17 protein-coding genes and 1 tRNA gene are annotated in these 21,709 nt (G+C 71.4%); 8 read left to right on the top strand and 10 right to left on the bottom strand.

Translation table 11 applies throughout. From position 1 onward, the window contains the following. Positions 1–27: 27 nt before the first annotated feature. Positions 28–975: a saccharopine dehydrogenase NADP-binding domain-containing protein gene (locus AB0J40_RS15120; RefSeq protein WP_364452631.1), complete on the top strand. Its 948-nt coding sequence runs from the start codon at positions 28–30 to the stop codon at positions 973–975. On the opposite strand, the gene AB0J40_RS15115 is transcribed toward AB0J40_RS15120, so the two are convergent. Then, a complete protein-coding gene (locus AB0J40_RS15115) occupies positions 968–1,894 on the bottom strand; it encodes an AraC family transcriptional regulator (RefSeq protein WP_364452628.1) in 927 nt (308 codons plus the stop codon). The genes AB0J40_RS15120 and AB0J40_RS15115 overlap by 8 nt on opposite strands. Before the next feature lie 84 nt (positions 1,895–1,978). On the opposite strand from AB0J40_RS15115, the gene AB0J40_RS15110 reads away from it, so the two are divergent. Then, positions 1,979–2,830: an NAD(P)H-binding protein gene (locus tag AB0J40_RS15110; RefSeq protein WP_364452625.1), complete on the top strand. Its 852-nt coding sequence runs from the start codon at positions 1,979–1,981 to the stop codon at positions 2,828–2,830. A 323-nt stretch (positions 2,831–3,153) separates the two neighbouring features. On the opposite strand, the gene AB0J40_RS15105 is transcribed toward AB0J40_RS15110, so the two are convergent. Then, positions 3,154–3,227: transfer RNA gene (locus tag AB0J40_RS15105), tRNA-Leu, on the bottom strand. A gap of 97 nt (positions 3,228–3,324) precedes the next feature. Here AB0J40_RS15105 and AB0J40_RS15100 point away from each other — a divergent pair. Next, positions 3,325–3,546: a DUF3618 domain-containing protein gene (locus AB0J40_RS15100; protein WP_364452623.1), complete on the top strand. Its 222-nt coding sequence runs from the start codon at positions 3,325–3,327 to the stop codon at positions 3,544–3,546. 6 nt (positions 3,547–3,552) lie between these two features. Here AB0J40_RS15100 and AB0J40_RS15095 read toward each other — a convergent pair whose 3' ends face one another. Continuing rightward, positions 3,553–3,957, bottom strand: a complete 405-nt coding sequence (locus AB0J40_RS15095) for a hypothetical protein (protein WP_364453656.1) — start codon at positions 3,955–3,957, stop codon at positions 3,553–3,555. Between the two features lie 206 nt (positions 3,958–4,163). Further along, positions 4,164–4,721, bottom strand: a complete 558-nt coding sequence (locus AB0J40_RS15090; protein ID WP_364453653.1) for a helix-turn-helix domain-containing protein — start codon at positions 4,719–4,721, stop codon at positions 4,164–4,166. A gap of 114 nt (positions 4,722–4,835) precedes the next feature. On the opposite strand from AB0J40_RS15090, the gene AB0J40_RS15085 reads away from it, so the two are divergent. Then, positions 4,836–6,293 (top strand): NAD(P)/FAD-dependent oxidoreductase, encoded by a 1,458-nt coding sequence (locus tag AB0J40_RS15085; RefSeq protein WP_364452620.1) that lies wholly within the window; start codon positions 4,836–4,838, stop codon positions 6,291–6,293. A 56-nt stretch (positions 6,294–6,349) separates the two neighbouring features. Here the strand turns inward: AB0J40_RS15085 and AB0J40_RS15080 are convergent, their stop codons facing one another. The 3 genes from AB0J40_RS15080 to AB0J40_RS15070 all read right to left on the bottom strand — a co-directional run bounded on the left by AB0J40_RS15080 (position 6,350) and on the right by AB0J40_RS15070 (position 11,012). After that, the gene (locus tag AB0J40_RS15080) at positions 6,350–6,820 is read right to left on the bottom strand and encodes a helix-turn-helix domain-containing protein (RefSeq protein WP_364452618.1); all 471 of its coding nucleotides are present in this window, start codon (positions 6,818–6,820) and stop codon (positions 6,350–6,352) included. Between the two features lie 238 nt (positions 6,821–7,058). Next, on the bottom strand, positions 7,059–8,483 hold the full coding sequence (locus tag AB0J40_RS15075; protein WP_364453650.1) for an LCP family protein: 1,425 nt from the start codon (positions 8,481–8,483) through the stop codon (positions 7,059–7,061). Between the two features lie 378 nt (positions 8,484–8,861). Next, the gene (locus AB0J40_RS15070) at positions 8,862–11,012 is read right to left on the bottom strand and encodes a phospholipase A2 (RefSeq protein WP_364452616.1); all 2,151 of its coding nucleotides are present in this window, start codon (positions 11,010–11,012) and stop codon (positions 8,862–8,864) included. Between the two features lie 162 nt (positions 11,013–11,174). Here AB0J40_RS15070 and AB0J40_RS15065 point away from each other — a divergent pair, with 162 nt between their 5' ends. Next, the gene (locus AB0J40_RS15065; protein ID WP_364452613.1) at positions 11,175–12,056 is read left to right on the top strand and encodes a hypothetical protein; all 882 of its coding nucleotides are present in this window, start codon (positions 11,175–11,177) and stop codon (positions 12,054–12,056) included. Between the two features lie 32 nt (positions 12,057–12,088). Here AB0J40_RS15065 and AB0J40_RS15060 read toward each other — a convergent pair whose 3' ends face one another. Both AB0J40_RS15060 and AB0J40_RS15055 read right to left on the bottom strand, forming a co-directional pair. Further along, positions 12,089–13,537 (bottom strand): GGDEF domain-containing protein, encoded by a 1,449-nt coding sequence (locus AB0J40_RS15060; protein ID WP_364452610.1) that lies wholly within the window; start codon positions 13,535–13,537, stop codon positions 12,089–12,091. Between the two features lie 311 nt (positions 13,538–13,848). Next, entirely contained in the window at positions 13,849–15,063 is a 1,215-nt protein-coding gene (locus tag AB0J40_RS15055) for an MFS transporter (RefSeq protein WP_364452608.1), read from the bottom strand. Between the two features lie 384 nt (positions 15,064–15,447). Between AB0J40_RS15055 and AB0J40_RS15050 the strand changes: the two genes are divergently transcribed. Then, complete coding sequence (locus tag AB0J40_RS15050; RefSeq protein WP_364452607.1) at positions 15,448–16,347, top strand: SDR family oxidoreductase; 900 nt, start codon at positions 15,448–15,450, stop codon at positions 16,345–16,347. Here AB0J40_RS15050 and AB0J40_RS15045 read toward each other — a convergent pair. Next, positions 16,344–18,200, bottom strand: a complete 1,857-nt coding sequence (locus AB0J40_RS15045; protein WP_364452604.1) for an AMP-binding protein — start codon at positions 18,198–18,200, stop codon at positions 16,344–16,346. The genes AB0J40_RS15050 and AB0J40_RS15045 overlap by 4 nt on opposite strands. A 193-nt stretch (positions 18,201–18,393) precedes the next feature. On the opposite strand from AB0J40_RS15045, the gene AB0J40_RS15040 reads away from it, so the two are divergent. Both AB0J40_RS15040 and AB0J40_RS15035 read left to right on the top strand, forming a co-directional pair. Next, the gene (locus AB0J40_RS15040) at positions 18,394–19,050 is read left to right on the top strand and encodes a transcriptional regulator (protein ID WP_364452602.1); all 657 of its coding nucleotides are present in this window, start codon (positions 18,394–18,396) and stop codon (positions 19,048–19,050) included. A 598-nt stretch (positions 19,051–19,648) separates the two neighbouring features. Beyond that, positions 19,649–21,709 (top strand): nitrate- and nitrite sensing domain-containing protein (locus AB0J40_RS15035; RefSeq protein WP_364452599.1); only part of this gene is annotated, 2,061 nt, incomplete at its 3' end.

Genomic DNA, 21,709 nt, shown 5'->3' with positions numbered 1-21,709 from the left:
GCGGAACGCCGTCGCGAGGATGGCCGCATGACTTCGGTTCTGGTTTACGGCGCTTATGGACACACCGGCCGCTTCGTGGTGGCCGAGCTGCGCGCACGCGGCTTCACGCCGGTCCTTTCCGGGCGCGACGCGGCGAAGCTCCCGGGCGGGCGGCCGGCGTCGGTCGACGACCCGGCGTCGCTCGACCGCGCGCTGGCGGGGGTCGCCGCGGTGATCAACTGCGCCGGCCCGTTCGCGGTGACCGCGCGCCCGGTGGTCGAGGCGGCGGCGCGGGCCGGTGTGCCGTACGTGGACGTCGCGGCGGAGATCGAGGCGAACCTCGACACGTTCGCGCTGGACGTCGGCTCGGTGGTGGTGCCCGCGATGGCGTTCTTCGGCGGCTTGGCCGATCTGCTGGCGACGGCGGCGATGGGCGACTGGCCGGCGGCCGACCGGATCGACGTGGCGTACGGCCTGAGCGGCTGGCACCCGACGCCGGGCACGCTCGCGGCGGGCCGGGTGTCGCGGGAACGCCGTGGGGGCAGGCGCATCCGGTTCGCGGGCGGCAGGCTGGAGCACCGCGAGGACGCGCTGCCGTCGCTGGAGTGGACGTTCCCCGAGCCGCTGGGGACCAGGCGGGTGCTGGGCGAGTTCTCGATGGCGGACATCGTGACGATCCCGCGGCACCTGAAGGTCACCGACGTCACCAGCTACATGACGGCCGACGCGGCGGAGGGCCTGGCGGCGGCGCACGAGCGCGACGCGGCGGAGACGTTCGTGGTGGACGTGGTGGTCCGCGCGGGTGGGGAGGAGCGCCGGGCCGTCGCGCGCGGCGAGGACATCTACGCGGTCAGCGCACCGCTGGCGGTCGAGGCGGTGGAGCGGGTCCTGAGTGGACGGACGAAGGCGACGGGTGTGGCGTCGGCGGGCGAGATGTTCGACGCGGCCGACTTCCTGCGGGCGCTGGCGCCGCACATCGTGGTCGAGTTCAGCTGAGCTCGGCGCCGCGGTAGCTGCCCGGGGTGGTGGCGTACTCGCGCCGGAAGGCTTTGGCGAAGGCGAAGGCCGACCCGTAGCCGACGGCGGCGGCGACTTGCGCGATCGGCCGGTCGGACTCGCGGAGCAGCCGGGCGGCGGTGGTCAGCCGCCAGCGCGTGAGGTAGGTGAGCGGCGGTTCGCCGACCATCGAGGTGAACCGCCGGGCGAAGGCGGCCCGCGAGAGCCCGGCGGCGGCGCCGAGCTGTTCGACGGTCCACGCGCGGGCGGGGTCGCCGTGGATGGCGGCCAGGGCCCGCGCGGTGACGGGGTCGGCGAGGGCTCCCGACCAGCCGGGAGCGCCGGCGGTCTCACTGAGCCAGGCCCGCAGCATGTAGACGAGCAGGGCATCGACGAGGGAGGGCGCGACGACGGCGGCCCCGGGAGGGTGCGCGGCGAGTTCGTCGCCGAGAAGCTGGACCATCGCTCGCAGGCCGGGGTGCCGGCCGGGCTCGGCGGGCAGGTGCAGCACTTCGGGGAGGTCCCGCAGGAGCGGGTGCGGCCGGTGCCGGCGCAGCCGGTAGGCACCGCAGACGACGGTCGCCCGGGCACCGGGACCGGGGAGCGAGACGCGCCCGAAGGGGGTGGCCGGGGAAGGCCGCGTGGGCCGGAAATCGGTCAAGGGCGTGCCGGGTGCCGAGGTCATGGCGTGCGGAACCCCACGACCGAGCAGAACGACGTCGCCGGGCCCGAGTTCGACCGGCTCGAAGGCGGCGGCACCGGGCAGCGGAGTGAGCCAGGAGGTGCCTTGCAGGACGACGTGGAAGGCGGCCCCGGTGATGTGCTCGAAGCGCAGTCCCCAGGGAGCGTGCGCCTCGGTGTGGGCGGCAACCGGGGTGCCGGCCCGCAGGGCGGCGAGAACGTCGGCGAGTACATCCATCAGTCCACCATAGCGAGACGTTCGGACAAGGCAACGAGCGTTTGAGCCATTCACCGTCTCGCAGGCGGGCTCTAACTTGAAGCAATGACGGTGTGGATCGAAGGTGCGACGGGCAAGGCGGGCAAGCGAGTGGTCGAGGCGCTGACGAGGGCGGGTGTCCCGGTCCGGGCGGCCAGCCGCCACCCGGGCGAACCGAGCGGTTTGGTGACACCGGTGAGGTTCGACTGGTACGACGAGCGGACGTGGGCGCCGGCGCTCGGCAACGCGAAGGCGGTGTTCCTCAAGGGGCTGGACAGCGACGACGACGCGGCGTCGATCGTGGCGAGGTTCCTCGCGGAGGCGGGAGCGGTGACGAGGGTGGTCCTGATGTCGGCGGTGGGGGTGGACAAGACACCGCCCGGCGCACCCCGCCGGGCGGTGGAGCTGGCGGTGGAGAACTCGGGCAAGAGCTGGACGATCTTGCGTCCCAGCTGGTTCTTGCAGAACTTCGACGAGGACGAGTGGGTCTTCGCGAGGGCGTTGCGGGAGGCGAACGAGCTGTACGCGGGCAGCGGAACCAGCAGGGTGGGGTTCACGGACACGAGAGACCTGGCGGAGGCGGCGGCCAGGGTCCTGACGGAGAAGGGCCACGAAGGCCGCGGCTACACGATCACGGGGCCCGAGCAGCTGACGTTCGCGGAGATGGCAGAGCTGCTGGCCAAGACATCGGGCCGGCCCATCCACCACGTGGACGCAACACCGGAGGAGCACCGCGAGCACTTCGCGAAGTCGGGCCGCCCCGAGGCATGGGTGAACCACATGCTGCACCTGTTCAGGCTGGTGAGGGCGGGGGTGTTCGCACCGGTAACGGACGACTTCGAGCGCCTGACGGGGAAGAAGCCCCGAACGCCAAGGGAGTACGCGGAGGAAATCTGGCAGCCGCAAACCCAAAGCTGACAACGACGAAGAGCGGGGCCCGGGGCGAAGCCCCGAAAGGGGTCCGGGGCGAAGCCCCGGGGAGAGAGGGTCCGGGGCGAAGCCTCCGGAAGGGACCAGGGGCGAAGCCCCAGGGAGGGCAGGGGCGAAGCCTCGGCAGGGTCCGGGGCGAAGCCTCGGGAAGGGGCCGGGGCGAAGCCCCAGGAGAGGGGTCCGGGGCGAAGCCCCGGGAAGGGGGTCCGGGGGCGAAGCCCGCCGGGCGGGGTCTGGGGGTTGCACCCCCAGAGGAGACGACGAAGTGAAGCCCGACGAAGACGCGAAGCGTCGAAGGAGGAAGCGAAACGTGGGCCCGGAGAGATTCGAACTCTCACTGGCATGGACCTAAACCATGTGCCTCTGCCGATTGGGCTACGGGCCCGCTGCGGTTGGCAGCGTAGCGTGCGGCGTGGCCGGTGTGGTGGTTGCGGGGCGGTCGTCTAAGTTGGGTGCGGTAGTTGTTGCGGCGAGGAGGACATGTGGCTCGCGATCCGGAGACGATCGAGCGTGAGATCGAGCAGGCGAGGACCGCTTTGGCGGCGACGCTTGATCAGCTGACCGTCAAGGCCGACCCGAAGAAGCTCGCTGATGCGGCGCAGCGTGGGGTGCGTGCGAAGCTGGACAACCCGAAGGTGAAGTACCCGTTGATCGGTGGCGGGATCCTCGTGTTGGTCCTGTTGGTGCGCAAGCTGCTGAAGTAGGGCCTCTCAGGCGCGGGCCTGCTCGGCTTTCTTCTCGGCGGCGGGTTCGGTGGCCGGCTTGCTTTCCTCGACCGCTTTGGGGAGCTGTTTGCTCGGGGGGAGTGCCGGCTTCTTTTCGGCGGCGGCCTGTTTGGGGACGCTGCCGGGTGGCGGGACCTCGAGCGGGGGGAGCTTGGGGAGGGTCAGCCGGGCTGTCATGTAGGTCTGGGTGAACTCGAACGCGCTGCCGTTGAGGAGGTGGACGACGGTGGTCTTGCCGTCGCCGCCGAGTTCCTCGACGAGCTGGTCGGCGCGGTCGCGTGCGGCGATGATGCCGGGTGCTCGCGCGGTGAGTTCCTTGCCTCGGCCGCTGACCGTGATCTTCCAGTCGGCGTCTTCCTGGGTGTACGTCGCCGTGATCGTTTCCACCATCTGCCTCACGCCCCTCTCCCTCTCCAGCATGCTTGACACAACCGTGACGCGGCTACCGCATTCCCATGACGCGGTACTCGCGCCCCCTCTTCGGTTGTAAAAATCCAGCATCACTTTCTACCGTGTCTTGGATACCGTAGAGCAACTCTGTGTCACAGGACACGACAGCGCTGAGTAACGACCGAATGGCCTAATGCACTTGCAAACTACCGTGCACGGTGCTGGAGGCCGCTCCACAGCACGTCCATGGCGTATTCGGTGGCGAGTTCGGGGCTCACTTCGTCGTGTCGCTCGCACCAGATCGCGAGCCGTTCGCAGGCTCCGACCACGAATTCCGCGGCCGCTTCGGCTCGGAGGTCGTCGCCGCTGTCGAAGTGGCCGCTCATCAGGGCGGCGATGAGGTCGGTCTGCTGGCGGCGGGTTTCCTCGACCTCGTCGGCGGCCGGCGTGCCGATGAGGGCCATCTCGTGGCGCAGGAGCGACCAGGCTTGGCGGCGCTCGCGAATGAAGACGAAGAAGGCGAGGAGGCCGCGGCGCAGGGCGTCCTCGGCGGTGGCCGCGCCGACCGTGGCCTGCTCGGTGACTTCGCGCAGGATCGCGCGGGACTCGCGGATGCAGGCCAGGAGCAGGCCTTCCTTCGAGTTGAAGTACTCGTAGAGCATCGGCTTGGAGACGCCGACGAGTTCGGCGATCTCGTCCATGGACGCCGCCGCGTAGCCGCGTGCCGCGAAGACCTCTTCGGCGACCTCGATCATCTGGCGCATCCGGTCGGCCCGGGGCATGCGCTTGCGCTTGGCGGTGGTCACGGGTGAGACTCTACCGGTAGTAACCTACTCTGAGTAAGCTGGACGACGAGTAACAGGCAACCGGGAGGCGCGATGGGCAACCGCACGGAGACCGGGGTCGTCATCGTCGGGACCGGGTTCTCCGGTCTCGGCATGGCGATCCAGCTGCGCAAAGAGGGGCGTGACGACTTCGTCATCCTCGAAAAGGCGCACGACGTCGGTGGCACGTGGCGGGACAACAGCTACCCCGGGTGCGCGTGCGACATCCCGTCGCACATGTACTCGTTCTCCTTCGAGCAGAACCCGGACTGGTCGCGGGCGTACTCGCCGCAGCCGGAGATCTGGCGGTACATGCGCGAGGTGGCCGACAAGCACGACCTGCGCCGGTTCATCCGCTTCGGCCAGGAGATGACCGGCGCCCGCTGGGACGCCGAGGAGAACCGCTGGCACGTCGCCACGAGGGGCGGCGACGAGTTTGTGGGCAACGCGCTGGTCGCCGGGGTCGGCGCCCTGCACCTGCCGATGATCCCGGAGCTGCCCGGCATCGAGAGGTTCGAAGGCCCGGCCTACCACTCCGCGCGGTGGCGCCACGACGTCGACCTGAAGGGCAAGAAGGTCGCCGTGATCGGCACCGGCGCCAGCGCGGTCCAGTTCGTGCCGAAGATCGCGCCCGAGGTCGACGAGCTGACGCTGTTCCAGCGCACGCCGCCGTGGATCATGCCGAAGGCCGACCACGAGATGTCCGGGCGCACCCGCGCGCTGTTCAAGGCGTTCCCGCCGGCCCAGCGCGCCTACCGCAACCTGCTGTACTGGATGCTCGAAGCGCGCGCGATCGGCTTCAACGGCCAGTCGTGGGTGATGAAGCTGGGGCAGCGGCTGGCCAAGCGCAACATCGACCGCGCGATCACCGACCCGGCGCTGCGGCGCAAGGTCACCCCGGACTACACCATGGGCTGCAAGCGCGTGCTCATCTCCAACGACTACTACCCGGCGCTGGCGCGGGACAACGTCGACGTCGTGACCGAGGGCGTGCGCGAGGTCCGGGAGCACAGCGTCGTCGACGCCGCCGGGGTCGAGCACGAGGCCGACGTGATCATCTACGGCACCGGCTTCCACGTCACCGATGCCTTCGACGACCTGGAGATCGTCGGCCGCGACGGGCGCAACCTCGGCAAGGAGTGGGCGACCGAGGGGATGCGGACGCACCTCGGGATCACCGTCGCCGGCTTCCCGAACCTGTTCTTCCTGCTCGGCCCGAACACCGGGCTCGGGCACAACTCCGTCGTCTTCATGATCGAGGCCCAGATCTCCTACGTCGCCGAGGCGCTGCGGCTGGCTCGCGGCAAGGCCATCGAACCCAGGCCCGAGGTGCAGGAGCGGTTCAACACGGCGATCCAGCGCAAGCTCGCGAAGGGCATCTGGACGCGCGGCGGCTGCAAGAGCTGGTACCTGGACGCGAAGGGCGTCAACCGGACGATCTGGCCGGGCTTCACCTGGCGGTACTGGCTGGACACGCGCAAGGTGCGGCGCGAGGACTTCCTGGTCGGCTGACGCTCGTGAGTGTTCAGGGCGGTTAGAACCGCCCCGAACACTCACGACCGGCGGGATCAGCGGGAGGCGTAGCGGCGCAGGCGCGCGATCAGGTCCACGGTCGGCAGCCGGCACAGCTCGGCCATGCGCTCCAGCGCCGGCAGGTCGAGCGCGACCTCGCCGGCCCCGTGCTCGCCGGCCTGGTGCAGCCGGTCCTCGGCCCAGCGGCGCAGCGGCAGCAGGTCGTCGGAGGCGTCGGCGACGACCTTGCGCAGGTCGACGCGGACCCGGCCGGGCTCGTCGACGAACACCCGGCGGTGCACCTTGGCCAGCAGGTCCTGGGGCAGCTCGTCCATCGCGACGCACAGCTCGACCAGCCGCACCACGGAGCACTGTCTGGTGCCCAGTTCGTAGGTGGCCAGCGTCTGCAGCGAAATTTCGCTCTGCAGGTGCTGGTTCAGCTCCTTGCGCGTCCAACCGCGGCTGCGCCTGAGCTTGCGGAGCTCGTCTCCGAGAATCCGCTGATACTCCTCAGCGTCGATCAGCACATCAATGTCCCCTGCCGTGCTCTCCCGCGGCACTCGCACGGTGGTGACAAGTTTCCCGTGCAGGTGCACCCTCACGTGTATGTAAGTGCGCAGGAGCCCGGCCCTTACGCGATTTCGGGCATGTCTTTGATACCGATTGCGCGAGTTAGGCCGAACGGGTTAACGGCGGGGAAGCCGGTGTGCAACTTGCAGTTTGCAGACTACGGAGAACGCTGTGAAGACGCTGTTTCCGCCGTCTTCAGTTGACGCAGGGAACGCCTTCGGCCGTGATCGGCTTGTCCTCGTCGGCGACCGGCGGGGGAGCCGCGGCCTGTGACGTCGCGCCCGTGGCGGCCCCGGACCCGGCGCTCGCACCCGCGTTCGTGCCCTCGTAGTCGGCGCCCAGGAACACCATCACGTGTCCCGATTGGACGCTCTTGTCCTCTTGGATCGTCGGCGAACCGCCGAGGGCGTCGGCGACGGCCTGGCCCTTGTCCTTGCCGCCCTTGGGCACCCAGATCACCGTGGTCTTGCGTGCGGTCGCGTTCGCCGTGTCGCCGGAGGTGAAGCCCTTCGCCTCCAGGGTCTTGGCGACGCTCGCGGCCAGGCCGGTCTTGCCGGAGGCGTTGCGCACGTCGACCGTGGTCGCCTTGTTCGCGGGGTCGGCCTGCTGCGCCGGCGGGGTCGTGGCGCCCGGCTGCGGCCCGGCGAGACCCTGCACGAACTGCTTCACCTCGGCCGGGTCGACCTGGATCGCGACGCCGTCCTCGGGCGTCTTGTACTCGACGTTCTTCACCGGGATCGTGCGGAACTCGAGCTGGCCGCCGGTCAGGCCCTTCATCTGCTGGGCGAACCCGAAGATGTCCCAGTTCTGGTTGAGCACCACCGACTTCTTGATGGCGTCGATCAGGTCGGACAGCTTCGACGGGTTGGTCAGCGTGCCCGCCGAGAGCACCTTGCGCGCCATGCCCGCCATGAACACCTGCTGGCGGACGACCCGGTCGAGGTCGCCGTTGGGCAGGCCGTGGCGCTGCCGGACGAACTCCAGCGCCTGCACGCCGGAGATCGTGTGCTGGCCCTTGGTGAAGTCCGCGCCGGAGTACTGGTCCTTGACGTTGTTGTTGAGGCAGACGTCGACGCCGCCGATGGCCTTGGTGATGTCGCTGAAGCCGAGCAGGTTGACCGCGGCGTAGTTGTCGATGGTCGACCCGGTGAGCTTCTCGACGGTCGCGATGAGCTCCTTCGCCCCGGCCTGGTTGGCCTTGACGTCGAGTTCCTTCGGGTCGGTGACGCCCTGCTTCTGCAGGTCCTTGCGCGCCGCGAGCATCGCGCGGGCGTAGGCCGAGTTGATCTTGTGCTTGCCGTAGCCGCCGGGGATGTCGACGTAGGTGTCGCGGGGCAGCGAGATCGCGACGGCCTTGCTGCCGTCGTTCGGGATGTGCACGAAGATCAGCGAGTCGGTGTTCAGCTCGCCGTCGGAGTCGCCGGCGCGCAGCTCGTCGAGCACCTCGCGCGAGAGCGGGTTGCCCTGGGCGTCGGTGCGGCTGTCCAGGCCGACCAGGAGGATGTCGCGGGCGCCGTCGGCGGGCTTGTCGCCGCCACCGCCGTCGCTGATCACGTTCGCGTAGTTCAGCCCGTTCACCAGGCCCTGCATGGCCGCCCACGCGTACCCGGTCAGGCCCATCACCAGCAAGGACACGACCGCCAGCGCGATCTTCGCGCCGCGGAAGGAGTTGCGGCGGGCGCGCGGGGCGGGCTTGGGCTGGGGCCGGCGGGCCGGCGGAGCGCTCCGGCGCGCGTCCACCGGGTCACGGCGGGGCGCGGGGCGGCGGGGCGGCGGGGTGCGCCGGCCTGGCTCGTCCTGCCAGGGCCGGGCGGGGCGGCGGTCGCCTTGCCCGTTCCGAGGCGGGTGATCCACGCGGGCGCCTCCTCACTGCTTCGATCCGGTGGTCCTGGGGTTGGGACGCATGGTGCCCTCACCTGGTTGCCGTAGCGTTACACATCCCCCGGTGAATGTGGCACGCACCACCCAGTTTCCCGCATTCGAGCCGGTTACGCCTGGTCAGGACGCCGCGTTCGCCGCCCGGCGGGCCGGCAGCAGGGTGCCCGCCGCCGCGAGCAGGGCGAACCCGGCGGTCGCCGCGTGGAGCGTGACGCCGAGGAGCTCGGACGTGCCGCTGCCGTCGGCGAACAGCAGCGAGGGCGCGCAGGCGAGCGCCGTGGCGAGCCAGGTGCCGGTCGCCGCGCCGGCCCCGAGCCGGATCGTGTGCAGCAGGAACACCCCGAGCAGCAGGTGCACCAGGCTCTGGATCGGGTCGAGCCGCAGGCCGAGCAGGTCGGCGTCGGCGGCCACCCCGCCGAAGCGGGTCAGCGCGAACCCGAACACGCCGAGCGTCGCGTAGCCGATGCCGAACGCGGCCGCGGCCCGGGTCAGGACGACCGTCCGGCGGCCCGGCAGCTCGGCCGCGCGGGGCCGCCGGCCGCCGTGGGCGTGCCGCTCGAACCACCAGAAGACGAGCGTCGCGGGCACCGCGAGCAGCCCGACCGCGACCAGCGTGCGCGGCCGCACCAGCCAGCTCAGGCCGTCGGCGATCCGGCCGGGCAGGTAGACGACGGCGACGAGCAGCAGCATCCCGGCGAGGAACGCCAGGTAGAGGCTCATCGGCGCGCGCAGGACGAACCGGCAGGCGGCGGCGACGCGCGGCCGGTCGCCGAGCCGGGTCAGCGGGCCTGCCACGAGCCCGAGCACACCGAGCTGGACCAGGCCGAGCAGCAGCACGCCCCACGGCGGGGCCGACAACGCGGCCGGGGCGCCCGGGCTGCCGAGCAGGACGGGTGGCCCGCCGCGCAGGACACTTGCCACGGCCAGGCCGGCGACCCCGGTGGCGGCGGCCGCGGCGAGCAGCCGTCGCGACGGGCGGACGCCGTCGGCGTGCGCGAAGGCGAGCTGCTGGGCGAGGAGGGCGAGGGCGAACGTCGCCGCGAAGCGGGGCAGGGGCGAGCCGGTCGCGTCGGCGGCCAGTTCGCCGCCGACGACCAGCGCGAGCAACCCGGCCGCGGCGCTCACCGGCGCGCGGCGGTGCAGGGCCAGCAGCGGCGGCGCGCAGACGATCGTCAACAGGTACACGCCGAGCAGCCAGAGCGGGTGCAGCGCGATCCGCATGACCGTCGCCGTCGTCCCGGCCGGGATGCCGAGGAGCTCGAGCGCGAGCGGCGTCAGGAGCGCGACGACGGCGAAGATCAACGCCGGCCGCAGGAGCGGGCTCGCGCGTTCGGCCAGGAAGTGGCGGTAGCCGCCGCCGTGGTCCTGTTCGGCGCGCCAGCCCGCCGCGTTGGCGTGGCCGCCGGCGAAGAAGATCAGCGGGGCCAGCTGGGCGAGCCAGGTCAGCGGCCAGAGGGACGACTCGGACGCGCCCGCCCAGTCCGCGAGCGCCGTCACCGACTCGCCGACGAGCAGCAGGACGACCCCGCCCGCGCCGAGCAGCGCCCACCGGCTGACCTCGGCGGGAGCCGGGGCCGGCGCCGGCACCCGCGGCTCGCGGCGGGCGCGCAGCCAGCCGCGCAGCCGGAACACCAGCAGGCAGGCGATCACGAGCACGCCGGCGACCATCGGCCCGATCGGATCGCCGACCGGCGGGCCCCAGCGCTGGTGCCACGAGTTGACGACCAGGCCCGCCGAGTAGAGCGTCGCGACGAGCCGGCAGGTGCCCGCCGAGTTCATCGGGTTGAGGTCGCAGGCGTGGTGCATGTCGTGGGACAGCTGGTTGTCGAGCGCTTCGCGGACCTCGGGGCCGAGCGGGTGGCCCTTGCGGTCGGCGTAGCGCAGCAGGTCGTAGCCGAGGTCGTGCGCCTTGCACGGGACGGCGTAGTCCCACTTCGTGTTGTCGTCGCCCCACGGCGTCGAGCAGCCGCCGTCGGTGTGCACGGCGCGGACGGTGCCGTCTCGGGCCGGCATCGCGCCGGGCGTGACGCCGCTGAGCGCGGTGAAGTCCTTCGGCAGCCGCGCGAGCGCGTCCGGGTGCGGGCCGGGGTGGACGAGGGCCTCGATGGCGTTCTGCGCGGCCAGGACGTCGCCGGTGGGCGGGCCCTGGTCCGGCGGCGCGGGCGGGCGCGAGGCGATCAGGCCGTACGCGAAGACGACCAGCAGGACCAGCAGCAGCCAGCCGGACGTCGACCAGGGTCGGCGGACACGCGGCGGCTGGGTCGCTGGCATGGTCCCAGGGTGCCAGCCCCCTCCGGACGGCGACACGGGGATAACCCCCGGGATCGCGTTGCCCGATCGGGTGGCGCGCCGGGCTGCCCCTTCTTACGTTCCGCGACCGGCCCGGACCCGCGAGAATGACGGACGGGGGTGCGGCGACCAGGAGGGCGTGCGGTGGGCTCGCTTGTGGTGCCCGTGGAGAACACGGTGTGCGCGTTGCGCCGGCTCGCTCCCGGTGCGGCGTTGCGCTCGCCGTCCTCCCCGGACCTGCGGGTGCTGGCGCGGGCGTTGCGTTCGTGTTCGCCGGCGGAGCTGGCGTCCGCCCGGCCGGGGCCGGTGGTGCGGGCGGTGCTGGCCGCGCAGGCGCGGGCGCTCGACCGCGCGATGACGGGGCTGTTCGGCTCGGACGCGCCGGAGGCGGCGCGGCTGGTCCGGGCGGCCCGGTTCAGCGGGCGCGGCTCCCGGCTGTCGCGGGTCCGGACGGAACCCGGCCTGCGGACGGCGGCACTGGGCTGGGCAACGGCGACGGGAGCGCGCCTGCTGGCCGACTCGCTGCGCGGCGTGCCGCTGGTCCCGGACGCTTCGGACGGCCGGTTCGCGGCGGAGCTGGCGGTGGCCGAACTGCTGCCGCGGGCGGAGGGCGGCGGGAAGGCCCTGGTGGTCGACGGCCGCGCGGGCTTTCTCGAGGCCCGGTCGGTGCTGGTGGGGGCGAGCGGGTTCCGGGTCGACATCCGCGCGGACCCGCCGGTGGAGCTGACGGGCGACGGTCCGGCGCTCGCGGTGCGGGCGCTGTGGTGGAACGGCCTCGGCCGGGTGACCGACGACCTGGGGCACGAGTACCTGATCCTGCGCAAGGACCCGGAGGGCACCGGGGTGGTGCGCCACTGGTGCCACCCGCGCCCGGCGCCGGGGGCGAAGGTGCTGCGGCTGGAGTCGGCGGGGTACCGGGGCGAGAGCCTGCGGCTGGAGTCGGCGGTGGCCCAGGGGACGTCGGCCGAGGTGCTGGTGAAGCGCGAACTGACGGTCCGGCTGGCGCGGGCTCGGCCGGCCTCGTGAGTGATCAGGGCGGCTCTAACCGCCCGGACCACTCACGACCGGTCGGGCGGGGAGCCGGTGGGGAGCCCGCCGCCCGGGGTGTCGGGGGCGAAACACACCTGGTCGCGGCCGTTCTCCTTGGCCAGGTACACCGCCGCGTCCGCGGACTGCAGCAGCCGCTCCAGCGTGTCTCCGTGGCGGGGGTGGCGGGCCACCCCGATCGAGGTCGTCCGGTCGGCGATCGTGGCCGGATCGCCGCGCTTGTCCGTTGTCACGATATGCAACTTGGCAATCGCAACACGTATGCGTTCCGCCGCGTCCCACGTCGACTCTTCGTCGATGTCGGGGAGCAGAATGAGGAATTCCTCACCCCCGAAACGGCCGACCAAGTCGCTCGGTCTCGTCACTTCGTCGAGGGTTTGCGCAACCGTGCGGAGCACGTCGTCGCCCGCCGGATGTCCATAGGTGTCGTTAATCCACTTGAAGTGGTCGAGATCGACCATCAGCAGTGCCAGTTGATCACCCGATCGAGCGGTGCGTTCCAGTGCCCGCTCGGCCGACTCCGACCAGCCGCGCATGTTGAGAATCCCGGTTTTCGGGTCTGTCCGGACGTCGTTCTGGAGCTGGTCGAGTTCCGCGAGCCGATTGAAGACCACGGTGACCACGGCCATCACCGCCACCATCGGCGGGACGGCGTCGAGCAGGATCGCGGTCACCGCGCCCAGGCCGATGGTGATCGCTTCGAGCATGTTGTCGGCCGGGCTGCCCAGTACGTTACGGACGCTGCGCCCCGCGGGCGATCCGAGCAGCAGGACCCCGCCCACGTACACGATCTGGATCGCCTCGTAGATGGCGCCGGTGACGACGATGGTGCCGAACTCGCGCAGGAAGCCGCCCCAGCCCGCGGTGCCCAGCAGGTGCGGTCCCAGCGCCGTGTACGTCAGGTGCGCGAGCGTGCCGGCGAGGCCGTGGGTAATGGACGAGAAAACGAAGTTGTGCGCCGGGCGGCGCGCGATGAACCAGTGCTGCGCTCGGATCACGGCGATGACGGAAAGCGTCAGCGGCACCGGCAGTATCATCGCCGCGGAAAACGTCCAGACGGCGGTGAGGTCGATCAGCACCGTATTCGCCCGGTTTCGTCGCCGCTCTTCCTGGCGCTGCGTCAGCTGAATGTGCACGGTGGCCCCCGCCGCCAGGATCGCGAAATTGATCCAGTCGTTTCCGGACGGAATCGGCGAGCGGGCGAACGCGACGACGAGAATGGCGGCCGCGACGGCTTCGGCCACGAGCATGAATGCGACCTGTGCCGGGCGGCGGCGCCACAGCGCCCAGTTGCGCGGGCGGTAGGCGTGGCCGGTTCGGACGGTCGCGAGTGGATCACCCGTCGTGGTCGCGGTCCCGTCCGTGGTCACGCCCTGTTCCGCCGCGGTTCCCCGCTGCGTCGGCTCCGCCGCGGCCGGCTCGTCCGGCGCGCCCGGGCCGCCGTCCGGTCCTGGATGCAATTGGTCACCTCCTTTCCAGCCTAGTCGCCGTCTTGAGTAATCTCATCGGTACCTGGCAGAGTGTTCACGCATTCCGCAGCCGGGTACCATCCCACAGCAACGGACTCGCCAAGGCCCCGGAGGAACTGCCGGGAACGCGGCGCGAAAATTCCCGCGAGACTGTCCCCGCATGGAGGTGTCCCCCATGAGCAACCGCGACTGGTGAACCATCCGCGAATTGTCGCCCGTGAAGTCCGCGAATGCCATTCATGATCTTGGCAGCACAGAGAGGTGGCACCCGATGGCCAACCGTGACTGGTGATCCGTCCCGCTCATGACGGCCGCGGTTCCGGTTCGGCGCCGCCGACGCGGCGCCAGGACAACGCGACCGGCACCGCCAGCAGCAGCCCCACCGCCCCCGCGAGCGCGATCGTCGTGTCCGCGGACCCGATCCACTGGGCCACGAGCCCGCCGATGCCGACGCCCACACCCTGGGCGACCCGCAGCCCCGTCCGGTAGAGCCCGCCGGCGCTGCCCCGGATGTCGTTGGGCACCCACGTGATGAACGTGGCCGACACCGTGATGACATACGCGCCCGTCGCGCCGGCCAGCGCGAGCAGGACCAGCGCGGCCGCGAGGTTCGGCCGCAGCGCGAACGCCGCGAGCGCGGCCAGCGGCAGCGCGGCCAGCACCCCCAGCAGCCGGCGCCGGTGCTCCGTCGAGACGAACCGCGACAGCAGGAACGTCCCGACGACGAAGCCGAGCGGATCGGCCGCCAGCAGCCAGCCCACCGCCTGATCGCCCGCGCCCAGCTGTGCGGCGAGCGGCGCGGCGAGGCCCTCCGGGATCACCGCGAGGCCGACGAGCCACGACAGGTAGAGCAGCACCCGGAGCCGTTCGTCGCCGAAAACCTGCCGGACGGCGCCGAACCACGGGGCGGCGCCGTCCCCCGCGGCCGGTCGCCGCAGCACCGCCAGCCGCACGACGACGGCGGCGACCAGGAACGTCAGCGCGTCGATCGCCAGCGCCCACGACGTGCCGATGCCGGTCACCAGCAGGCCGCCGGCGGCGAGGCCGGCCAGCATCGCGGTGTTGTTCGTGATCCCGCGCAGGTCCTGGCTCTGCAGGTAGACGTCGTCGTCGCCGAAGATCTCGCGGCCGAGCGCGTTCTGCGCCGCGTTGCCCGGCGCGTTCGCCAGCCGGGCGAAGACGAAGAGGACGAACAGCCAGCCCATCGGCATCCCGGGCAGGGCCATCAGCCCGATCAGCACCGCCTGGGCGAGCGAGCCGGTCACCAGCACCGCCCGCCGCGGGAACCGGTCGGCGAGCTGGGACAACCCGAGCCCGCCGGCGAGCGCGGGCAGGAACGTCAGCGCGTAGACGACGGCGGAGAGCAGCGGCGACCCGGTCCGGTCGAAGATGAGGATGGCCAGCGCGACGATGGTGAGCTGGTCGCCGAGCATCGACTGCGTTTCGGCGAACCACAGCGCGCGGAACTCGCGGTTGGCCAGTACGGCCCGGAGCCGGGGAGTCGCGCGCGTCGTCACCTCGTAACCACCGTCCCCCGATCGAGTGAATGGATCGTCCGCATTGTGCCTCGTGTGTGACGACCCCGTCCGGGGGAGTCACACTCGTCCTCCCGGAAGCACTAACAGTATGCCGCCGATTACGCGCCGGTGTCCCCGGAACGCGCGCCTCCGCTCCCTTCGGAGCCGATCGGGTTACGCCCCCCTCGGGGACCGGTGATTGGCCGTGACCGGCGCGCGGGTACCTCCGGGCTGATCGAACCGGATTCGCTCGGCGCAGGGCGGCGGCCGCTCGTCGTCGCGACGATGCCCCACTGGACCGAACGGGCCAAGACTGGACAGCAGAGCCGGCCGGGGTGGACGGACCGCGCCAATGGCGGCGCGCCGCAGAGCGGGGAGACGACGATGGACGGGTTGATGCAGGGCAAGGCGGTCGTGGTGACCGGCGCCGGCCGTGGTCTGGGCGAAGCGTTCGCGGTGCACGTCGCGCGGGCGGGCGGGGCGGTGGTCGTCAACGACGTCGACGCCGAGCTGGCCGAGCGCACGGCGGAGAACATCCGCGCGCACGGCGGCCGCGCCGTGGCCAGCGGGCACAGCGTGGCCGAGGCCGGGGAGGCGCAGGAGATCGTCGACCTCTGCGTCAAGGAGTTCGGCGGGATCGACGGGCTGGTGAACAACGCCGGCCTGAACTACGAGGCGCTGCCCTGGGAGGACGACGCCGAGCAGGCCCGCGAGCTCGTCGCGGTCAACGTCATGGGCGTGGTGAACACCGGCCTGGCCGCGATCAAGGCGATGGTCGACGCCGGCACCGGCGGCTCGATCGTCAACATCTCCTCGGGCGCGTCGCTCGGGCAGCGCAAGCTCGGCGTGTACGCGGCGAGTAAGGGCGCGGTCGCGTCGCTGACCTACTCCTGGGCGCTCGACCTCGAAGAGCAGGGCATCCGTGTCAACGCCGTCTGCCCGCTCGCGCACACGCGGATGGTGTGGAAGTCCGAACGCTCGCTGCGCGCGTGCCCGCCGGACCGCACGCCGGCCCGGATCGCGCCGGTCGTGCTGTTCCTGCTCGGCGACGGTTCGCACGGCATCACCGGCCAGATGATCCGGTGCAACGGCCCGCAGCTGCACGTCATGGGCCAGCCGTTCCTCAAGCAGCCGATCCTCGAGCGCCCGGTGTGGGACACCGAGACGGTGCAGAAGGCGTTCGACGAGGTCTTCTCCGCCCACCTGGAGAACTACGGCCTGGAAAAGCGCGTCCCGCCGCGGCTGCGCAAGTGGACGGAGTCGACCTCGCCCCGGACCGCCTAGGACCCCGCGGCCGGCTCGGGGTCGCGGGCCGCCGCGTACAGGGCTTCGATGTCGGCCGCGTAGCGGTCGTTGATGACCCGGCGCTTGAGCTTGAGCGTCGGGGTCAGCTCGCCGGACTCGGGCGTCCACGCCTTCGGGAGCACGTGGTAGCGCTTGATCTGCTCGATCCGGGCCAGCCTGCTGTTCGCCGACTCGACCGCGCGCTCCAGCTCGGCCCGCACGGCCGGGTGGTCGGCGAGCTCTTCGGGGGCCGCCTCGACGCCGTTCGCCGCGGCCCAGCCCGGGGCGATCTCGTCGTCGAGCACGATCAGCGCCGTCACGTACGGCCGGTCGTCGCCGATCGCGACCGCCTGGCCGATCAGCGGGTGCTCCTTGAGCAGGCCCTCGACGCGGGTCGGGGCGATGTTCTTGCCGCTCGAGGTGATGATCAGTTCCTTCTTGCGGTCGGTGATCGTCACGAAGCCGTCTTCGTCGACCGTGCCGATGTCGCCGGTGGCGTACCAGCCGTCGGCGTCGGTGGCGTCCTTGATCGTCCCGTCCTCCTGCAGGTAGCCGAGGAAGACGATCGGGCCGCGGACCAGCAGCTCGCCGTCTTCGGCGACCTTCACCTCGACGTCGGCGAGGGGCTTGCCCACCGTCCCGGCCCGGAAGTCCGAGCCGGAGTTCGACGTCGCCGCGCCGGTCGTCTCCGACAGGCCCCAGACCTCGCAGATCTCGACGCCGAGCCCGGCCAGGAAGTAGATGATCTCCACCGGCAGGGCGGCCGCGCCGCTGGAAGCGACGAGCACCTTGTCGAGCCCGAGCAGCGCGCGGATCGGGGCGAGCACCGCCTCGTCGGTCCGCCGGATCTTCTCGGCCAGCTCCTCGGGCACCGGCTGCCCGGCGCTGCGCAGCTTGTAACCCTGCTGCAGCAGCTCGTTCGCCTGCAGGAGCGCGGTGCGCTTGTCCTCGGGCACGCCGCCGAGCATGTTCTTCAGCCCGGCGACCATCTTCTCCCACACGCGCGGGACGCCGAAGAAGCTCTCCGGGTGCACCTGGCCGAGCGCCCCGACGACGCCGGAAGGGTCGGCGAGCGTGTGCACGTGCCCGGCCCACACGATCGGCAGGTAGATCGACAGCTCCCGCTCGGCGATGTGCGCGAGCGGGAGGTAGGCGATGTTCGACGCGTGCATCGGCGGGTGGTGCAGCTCGGTCACCGCGTACGCCTGGTGGATCGCGTTGCGGTGCGACAGCACTACGCCCTTGGGGTCGCCGGTGGTGCCGGAGGTGTAGATCATCGACAGCGGGTCGTCCGGCTTGATCTCCTGCCACGACCGGTCGAATGCGTCGGGGTCGGCGGCAAGCGCTTCCCGGCCCGCGGCGCGCACGTCGGCGAACGAGTGGAAGCGGTCGTCGCCCTCGGGGATCGCGGCCGCGTCCAGCACGACGATGTGGCGCAGGGCCGGGAGGTCGTCGAGCACCTGCCGCCAGCGCGCCAGCTCGTTCTCCCCGCCGAGCACGACGACCGGCGCCGCGCTGTGCCGCGCGACGAACCGGATCTGGTCCGGGCTGAGGGTGGCGTAGGCGGTGCACGGGATCGCGGCCAGGTGCGTCGCGGCGAGGTCGGCGATGATGTGGTCCGGGCAGCCGGGGGCCATGATCAGCATCCGGTCGCCGGCGGCGAGCCCGAGCCCGGCGAGGCCGCACGAGACCTCGGCGATCGCGGTGCGGAACTCCAGCCAGCTGAGCGTCGGCTTGCCTTCGATGTCGAGCGAGGTGATCGCCGGCAGGTCCGGGTAGTCGACCGCGTTGCGGTGCAGCAGCCGCGGGATCGTCAGGCCTTCGGTCTGCTCGGCGACGGACGGGGTGGTCAACGCTGGCCTCCTCGGTGCTGAAGATGGCCCACACTGTATTGGCTCCCCGGCCGGGTGGATAGAGAATCGCGGCCACGCCAAACGTCCCCTTCACACCGGCTCTCGCGGTGAGCTCCCCACGACTGTCCACAGTGCACACGGGCGCCGGCGCGCGAACTCCGGTTCAATGGAGGAGGACTTCTAGGGGGAAGCGATGACGCGGTCGGCCCGGAAACTGCTCGAAGAGATCCAGTCGGAACTCGCGCCGCGCGACGCGGACAACCGGCTCGTCCCGCTGATCACCGCCGGCCGCGCGCCGCGCGCGGTGTTCGCCGCGCTCGCCGCGGAGGAGAAGCGGATCACGCTGAGCGACTGGCGCAGTTTCCACGCGCTGGCCGCCCGCGCCGACGAACCGAACGCGCGCACGTTCTTCGGCGGTCTCGCGCCGGGGGAGCAGCAGGCGAACGGGATGCTCGACGCGTTGATCGAGGCGGCTGGTCCGGACCACGGGAAGGAACGGCCGCGCGCGGGCTGCCAGGCCTACCCCGCGTACGTCGCGTGGCTCGCGCTGAACGGCGAGTCGTCGGCGACCGCGGCGGGGATCTTCGCGAACTTCGCCGCCTTCGGCCGGTACTGCCGGGACGTCGCCGCGGGCATGCGCCGGCACTACGGCTTCGGCGACGACGAGTGCGCCTTCTTCGACTTCTTCGCTGCGGACGTTCCGGAAATTGAGGAACAAGCGCTCGCCGCGATCCAGGCGGGGATCGACGCGCACCGGCTCGACGAACGCGAAGCCCATCTCTACGCGCGGTTGTTCCAGAGCTACGAACTGCAGTTCTGGAACACCCTCGCCGACGAGTTCCCGGGCTGACGGCCGCGGAACCGGTTCCAGGCCCCGGGCGGGCGCCACGCGCCGTGGCCGATCCGTCGCGTATGCGGAATAGCGGGAATTCGGGCTCGCCGTCCGGGGAATCCGCGGTGGTGGTGGCGAATGCCGCGCAATTCCGCTTCGCGGAGACCGCGAACCCCGGACGAAGGAGCGGGCACCGGCCGCCGTGCCGCGCTCGTGACGTTTCTCACCGAACCATCCGGCCGTTCCGTACGTAGCGGATCCCGGCGGGACCCTTGGGTCGATCGCACCAGTGAAGAGCCTGCACCCAAGGGACGGAACGGAAGTCGTGCTGGGACGAACGTCACGACTTTCGGTGGTGGACTTTCCAAGCGCAGGCAGCAAGTGTGGACGGGTCACCGTTCCAAGATCACGTTCTCGCCACGGACTTGACGCGCCCTGAGCGGCTGCATACCGTCGTCGCGGGCGAAGCAGACCACGGTGATGTTGATCCGGCTGGTCGGAATCCGGGTGTTGACCACCTCGGGCGACCCGAAACCATGTACTGCCGGAAGGAAAACGGACCCAGGTGAAGCAGATTTCTCTTCGACGCAACCGGGGATCCTCGATTCGGAAGCGCGTGCTCACGATCGCGCTCATCCCCAGTGTGGCCCTGCTGCTCGTCGGCGTGGCCCTCGCGGGCTACCTCATCTACGACGCGGTCACCGCGCGCGACTACACGACCAAGATCCGGAACTCGGAAGCCCCGGCGATCCCGTTCTTCGCCGCGCTCCAGCAGGAGCGCCAGGCGACGCTGAGCCTGCTGGCCGGCCAGGGCAACCAGCGCGCCGTGCTCGCGGCCGTCCGGCCGAAGGTCGACGCGACCGCCGCGAAGGAGATCGAGAACCTCCGCGACAACTTCGCCGACTACGACGGGACGCCGCCGAGCGTCCAGAAGAACATCGCCACGTTCTTCGGGCTGTTCCAGCAGCTGCCGCAGACCCGCCAGGCGGTCGACAGCGGCCAGATGCAGATGCTGCAGGCGTTCGGCTACTACAACAAGATCATCGACCAGTTCACCGACGGTGTCGCGGGGCTGGCGCAGAACGCCCGCGGCGCGCAGAACGCGTTCGACCGGCTGACCGCCATTCCGCTGTTCACCGCGGCGGACGAGATGCAGCGCAGTGACGCGCTCGCCGCGGCCGGGCTGGCCGCCGGCGGCCTCGGCAACGACGAGTTCCGCACCTACGTCGGCCAGGTCGGTGCCTACCACGCGCAGCTCGACGCGTCGGCGCCGAAGATGATCCCCGAGGTCAAGGCGAAGTACGACCAGCTGCTGGCCAGCCAGCCGTGGCAGACGGTCACCCAGGTGGAAACCGCTTTCCTGCGCGGTGACCTGTCGAAGCTGCCGGTGGCGCAGGACCAGTGGCGCACCGCCGCCCGCCAGGTCGGCGACGCCCTGATGGGCATCTTCGTGGCGCAGAGCTCGAACGCGAGCGCGGCCGCCATCGACGATGCCGACTCGACGTTCACCGAGTCGCTCATCGCCGGCGTGATCGCCGTCCTGTTCGCGGTCTTCGTGGTGTTCGTCGCCGTCCGGCTGTCGAACCGGCTCATCGGCCGCCTGCACCGGCTGCGCGAGGACACCCTCGACGCGGCCGAGGTCCGGTTGCCCGAGCTGGTCGCCCGCGTGCAGGCGGGCGAGCCCGTCGACCTCGAAGAGGGCGGCCACTTCCTCGACCACGGCACCGACGAGATCGGCCAGGTCGCCGACGCGTTCAACAAGGCGCAGCAGACCGCCATCGCGGCCGCCATCGACGAGGCGAAGACCAAGGAGGGCACCAAGACGGTGTTCCTCAACATCGCCCACCGCAGCCAGGTCATCGTGCACCGGCAGCTCAAGGTGCTCGACCAGGCCGAGCGCAAGCAGGAGGACCCGGAGCAGCTGGACACGCTGTTCCAGCTGGACCACCTCTCCACCCGCGCCCGCCGCAACGCCGAGAACCTGATCATCCTCGGTGGCGGGCAGCCGGGCCGGCAGTGGCGCAACCCGGTCGGGCTGGCCGAGCTGGTCCGCGGCGCGTCCGCCGAGACCGAGGACTTCGCGCGGGTCAAGACGGCGGCGCTGCCGCAGATCGCCATCCGCGGCCCGGTCGTGGGCGACCTCGTGCACTTGCTGGCCGAGCTGATCGACAACGCGACGTCGTTCTCGCCGCCGCAGTCGCGGGTCGAGGTGCGCGGCAACGTGGTCGGCAAGGGCGTCGTGATCGAGGTCGAGGACCAGGGCCTCGGGCTCGAGCCGGACCAGACCGAAGAGATCAACGCGATGCTGGCCGATCCGCCGGACTTCGGGATCATGGCCCTGTCCGACGAACCGCGCCTCGGCCTGTTCGTGGTCGCGCGGCTGGCCGCCCGCCACGGCATCCAGGTGCACCTGCGCGAGTCGGCCTACGGCGGCACCCGGGCCATCGTGCTGGTGCGCACCGATCTGCTCGCCCCGCTCGCCGAGTCCGAGCCGGAGCAGCCGATCACCCCGCCGAAGCCGGAGCTCGTCCCGAACCCGGTCGAGCCGGAGCCGGTCAACGACGAGGTCGCCCCGCTGCGGCGGCCGGTCCGCCGCCCGGCGCGGCACCGCACCGAGCCGCCGGCCCCGCCCGCCCCGGTGACCCAGCCCGAGCCGGTCGTGCCGCCAGAAAGGAAT

Source organism: Amycolatopsis sp. NPDC049691 (assembly GCF_040675005.1).
Taxonomy (GTDB): domain Bacteria; phylum Actinomycetota; class Actinomycetes; order Mycobacteriales; family Pseudonocardiaceae; genus Amycolatopsis.
The sequence above is the reverse complement of the archived record's forward strand: the minus strand, read 5'-3'. Positions and strand labels throughout refer to the sequence as shown.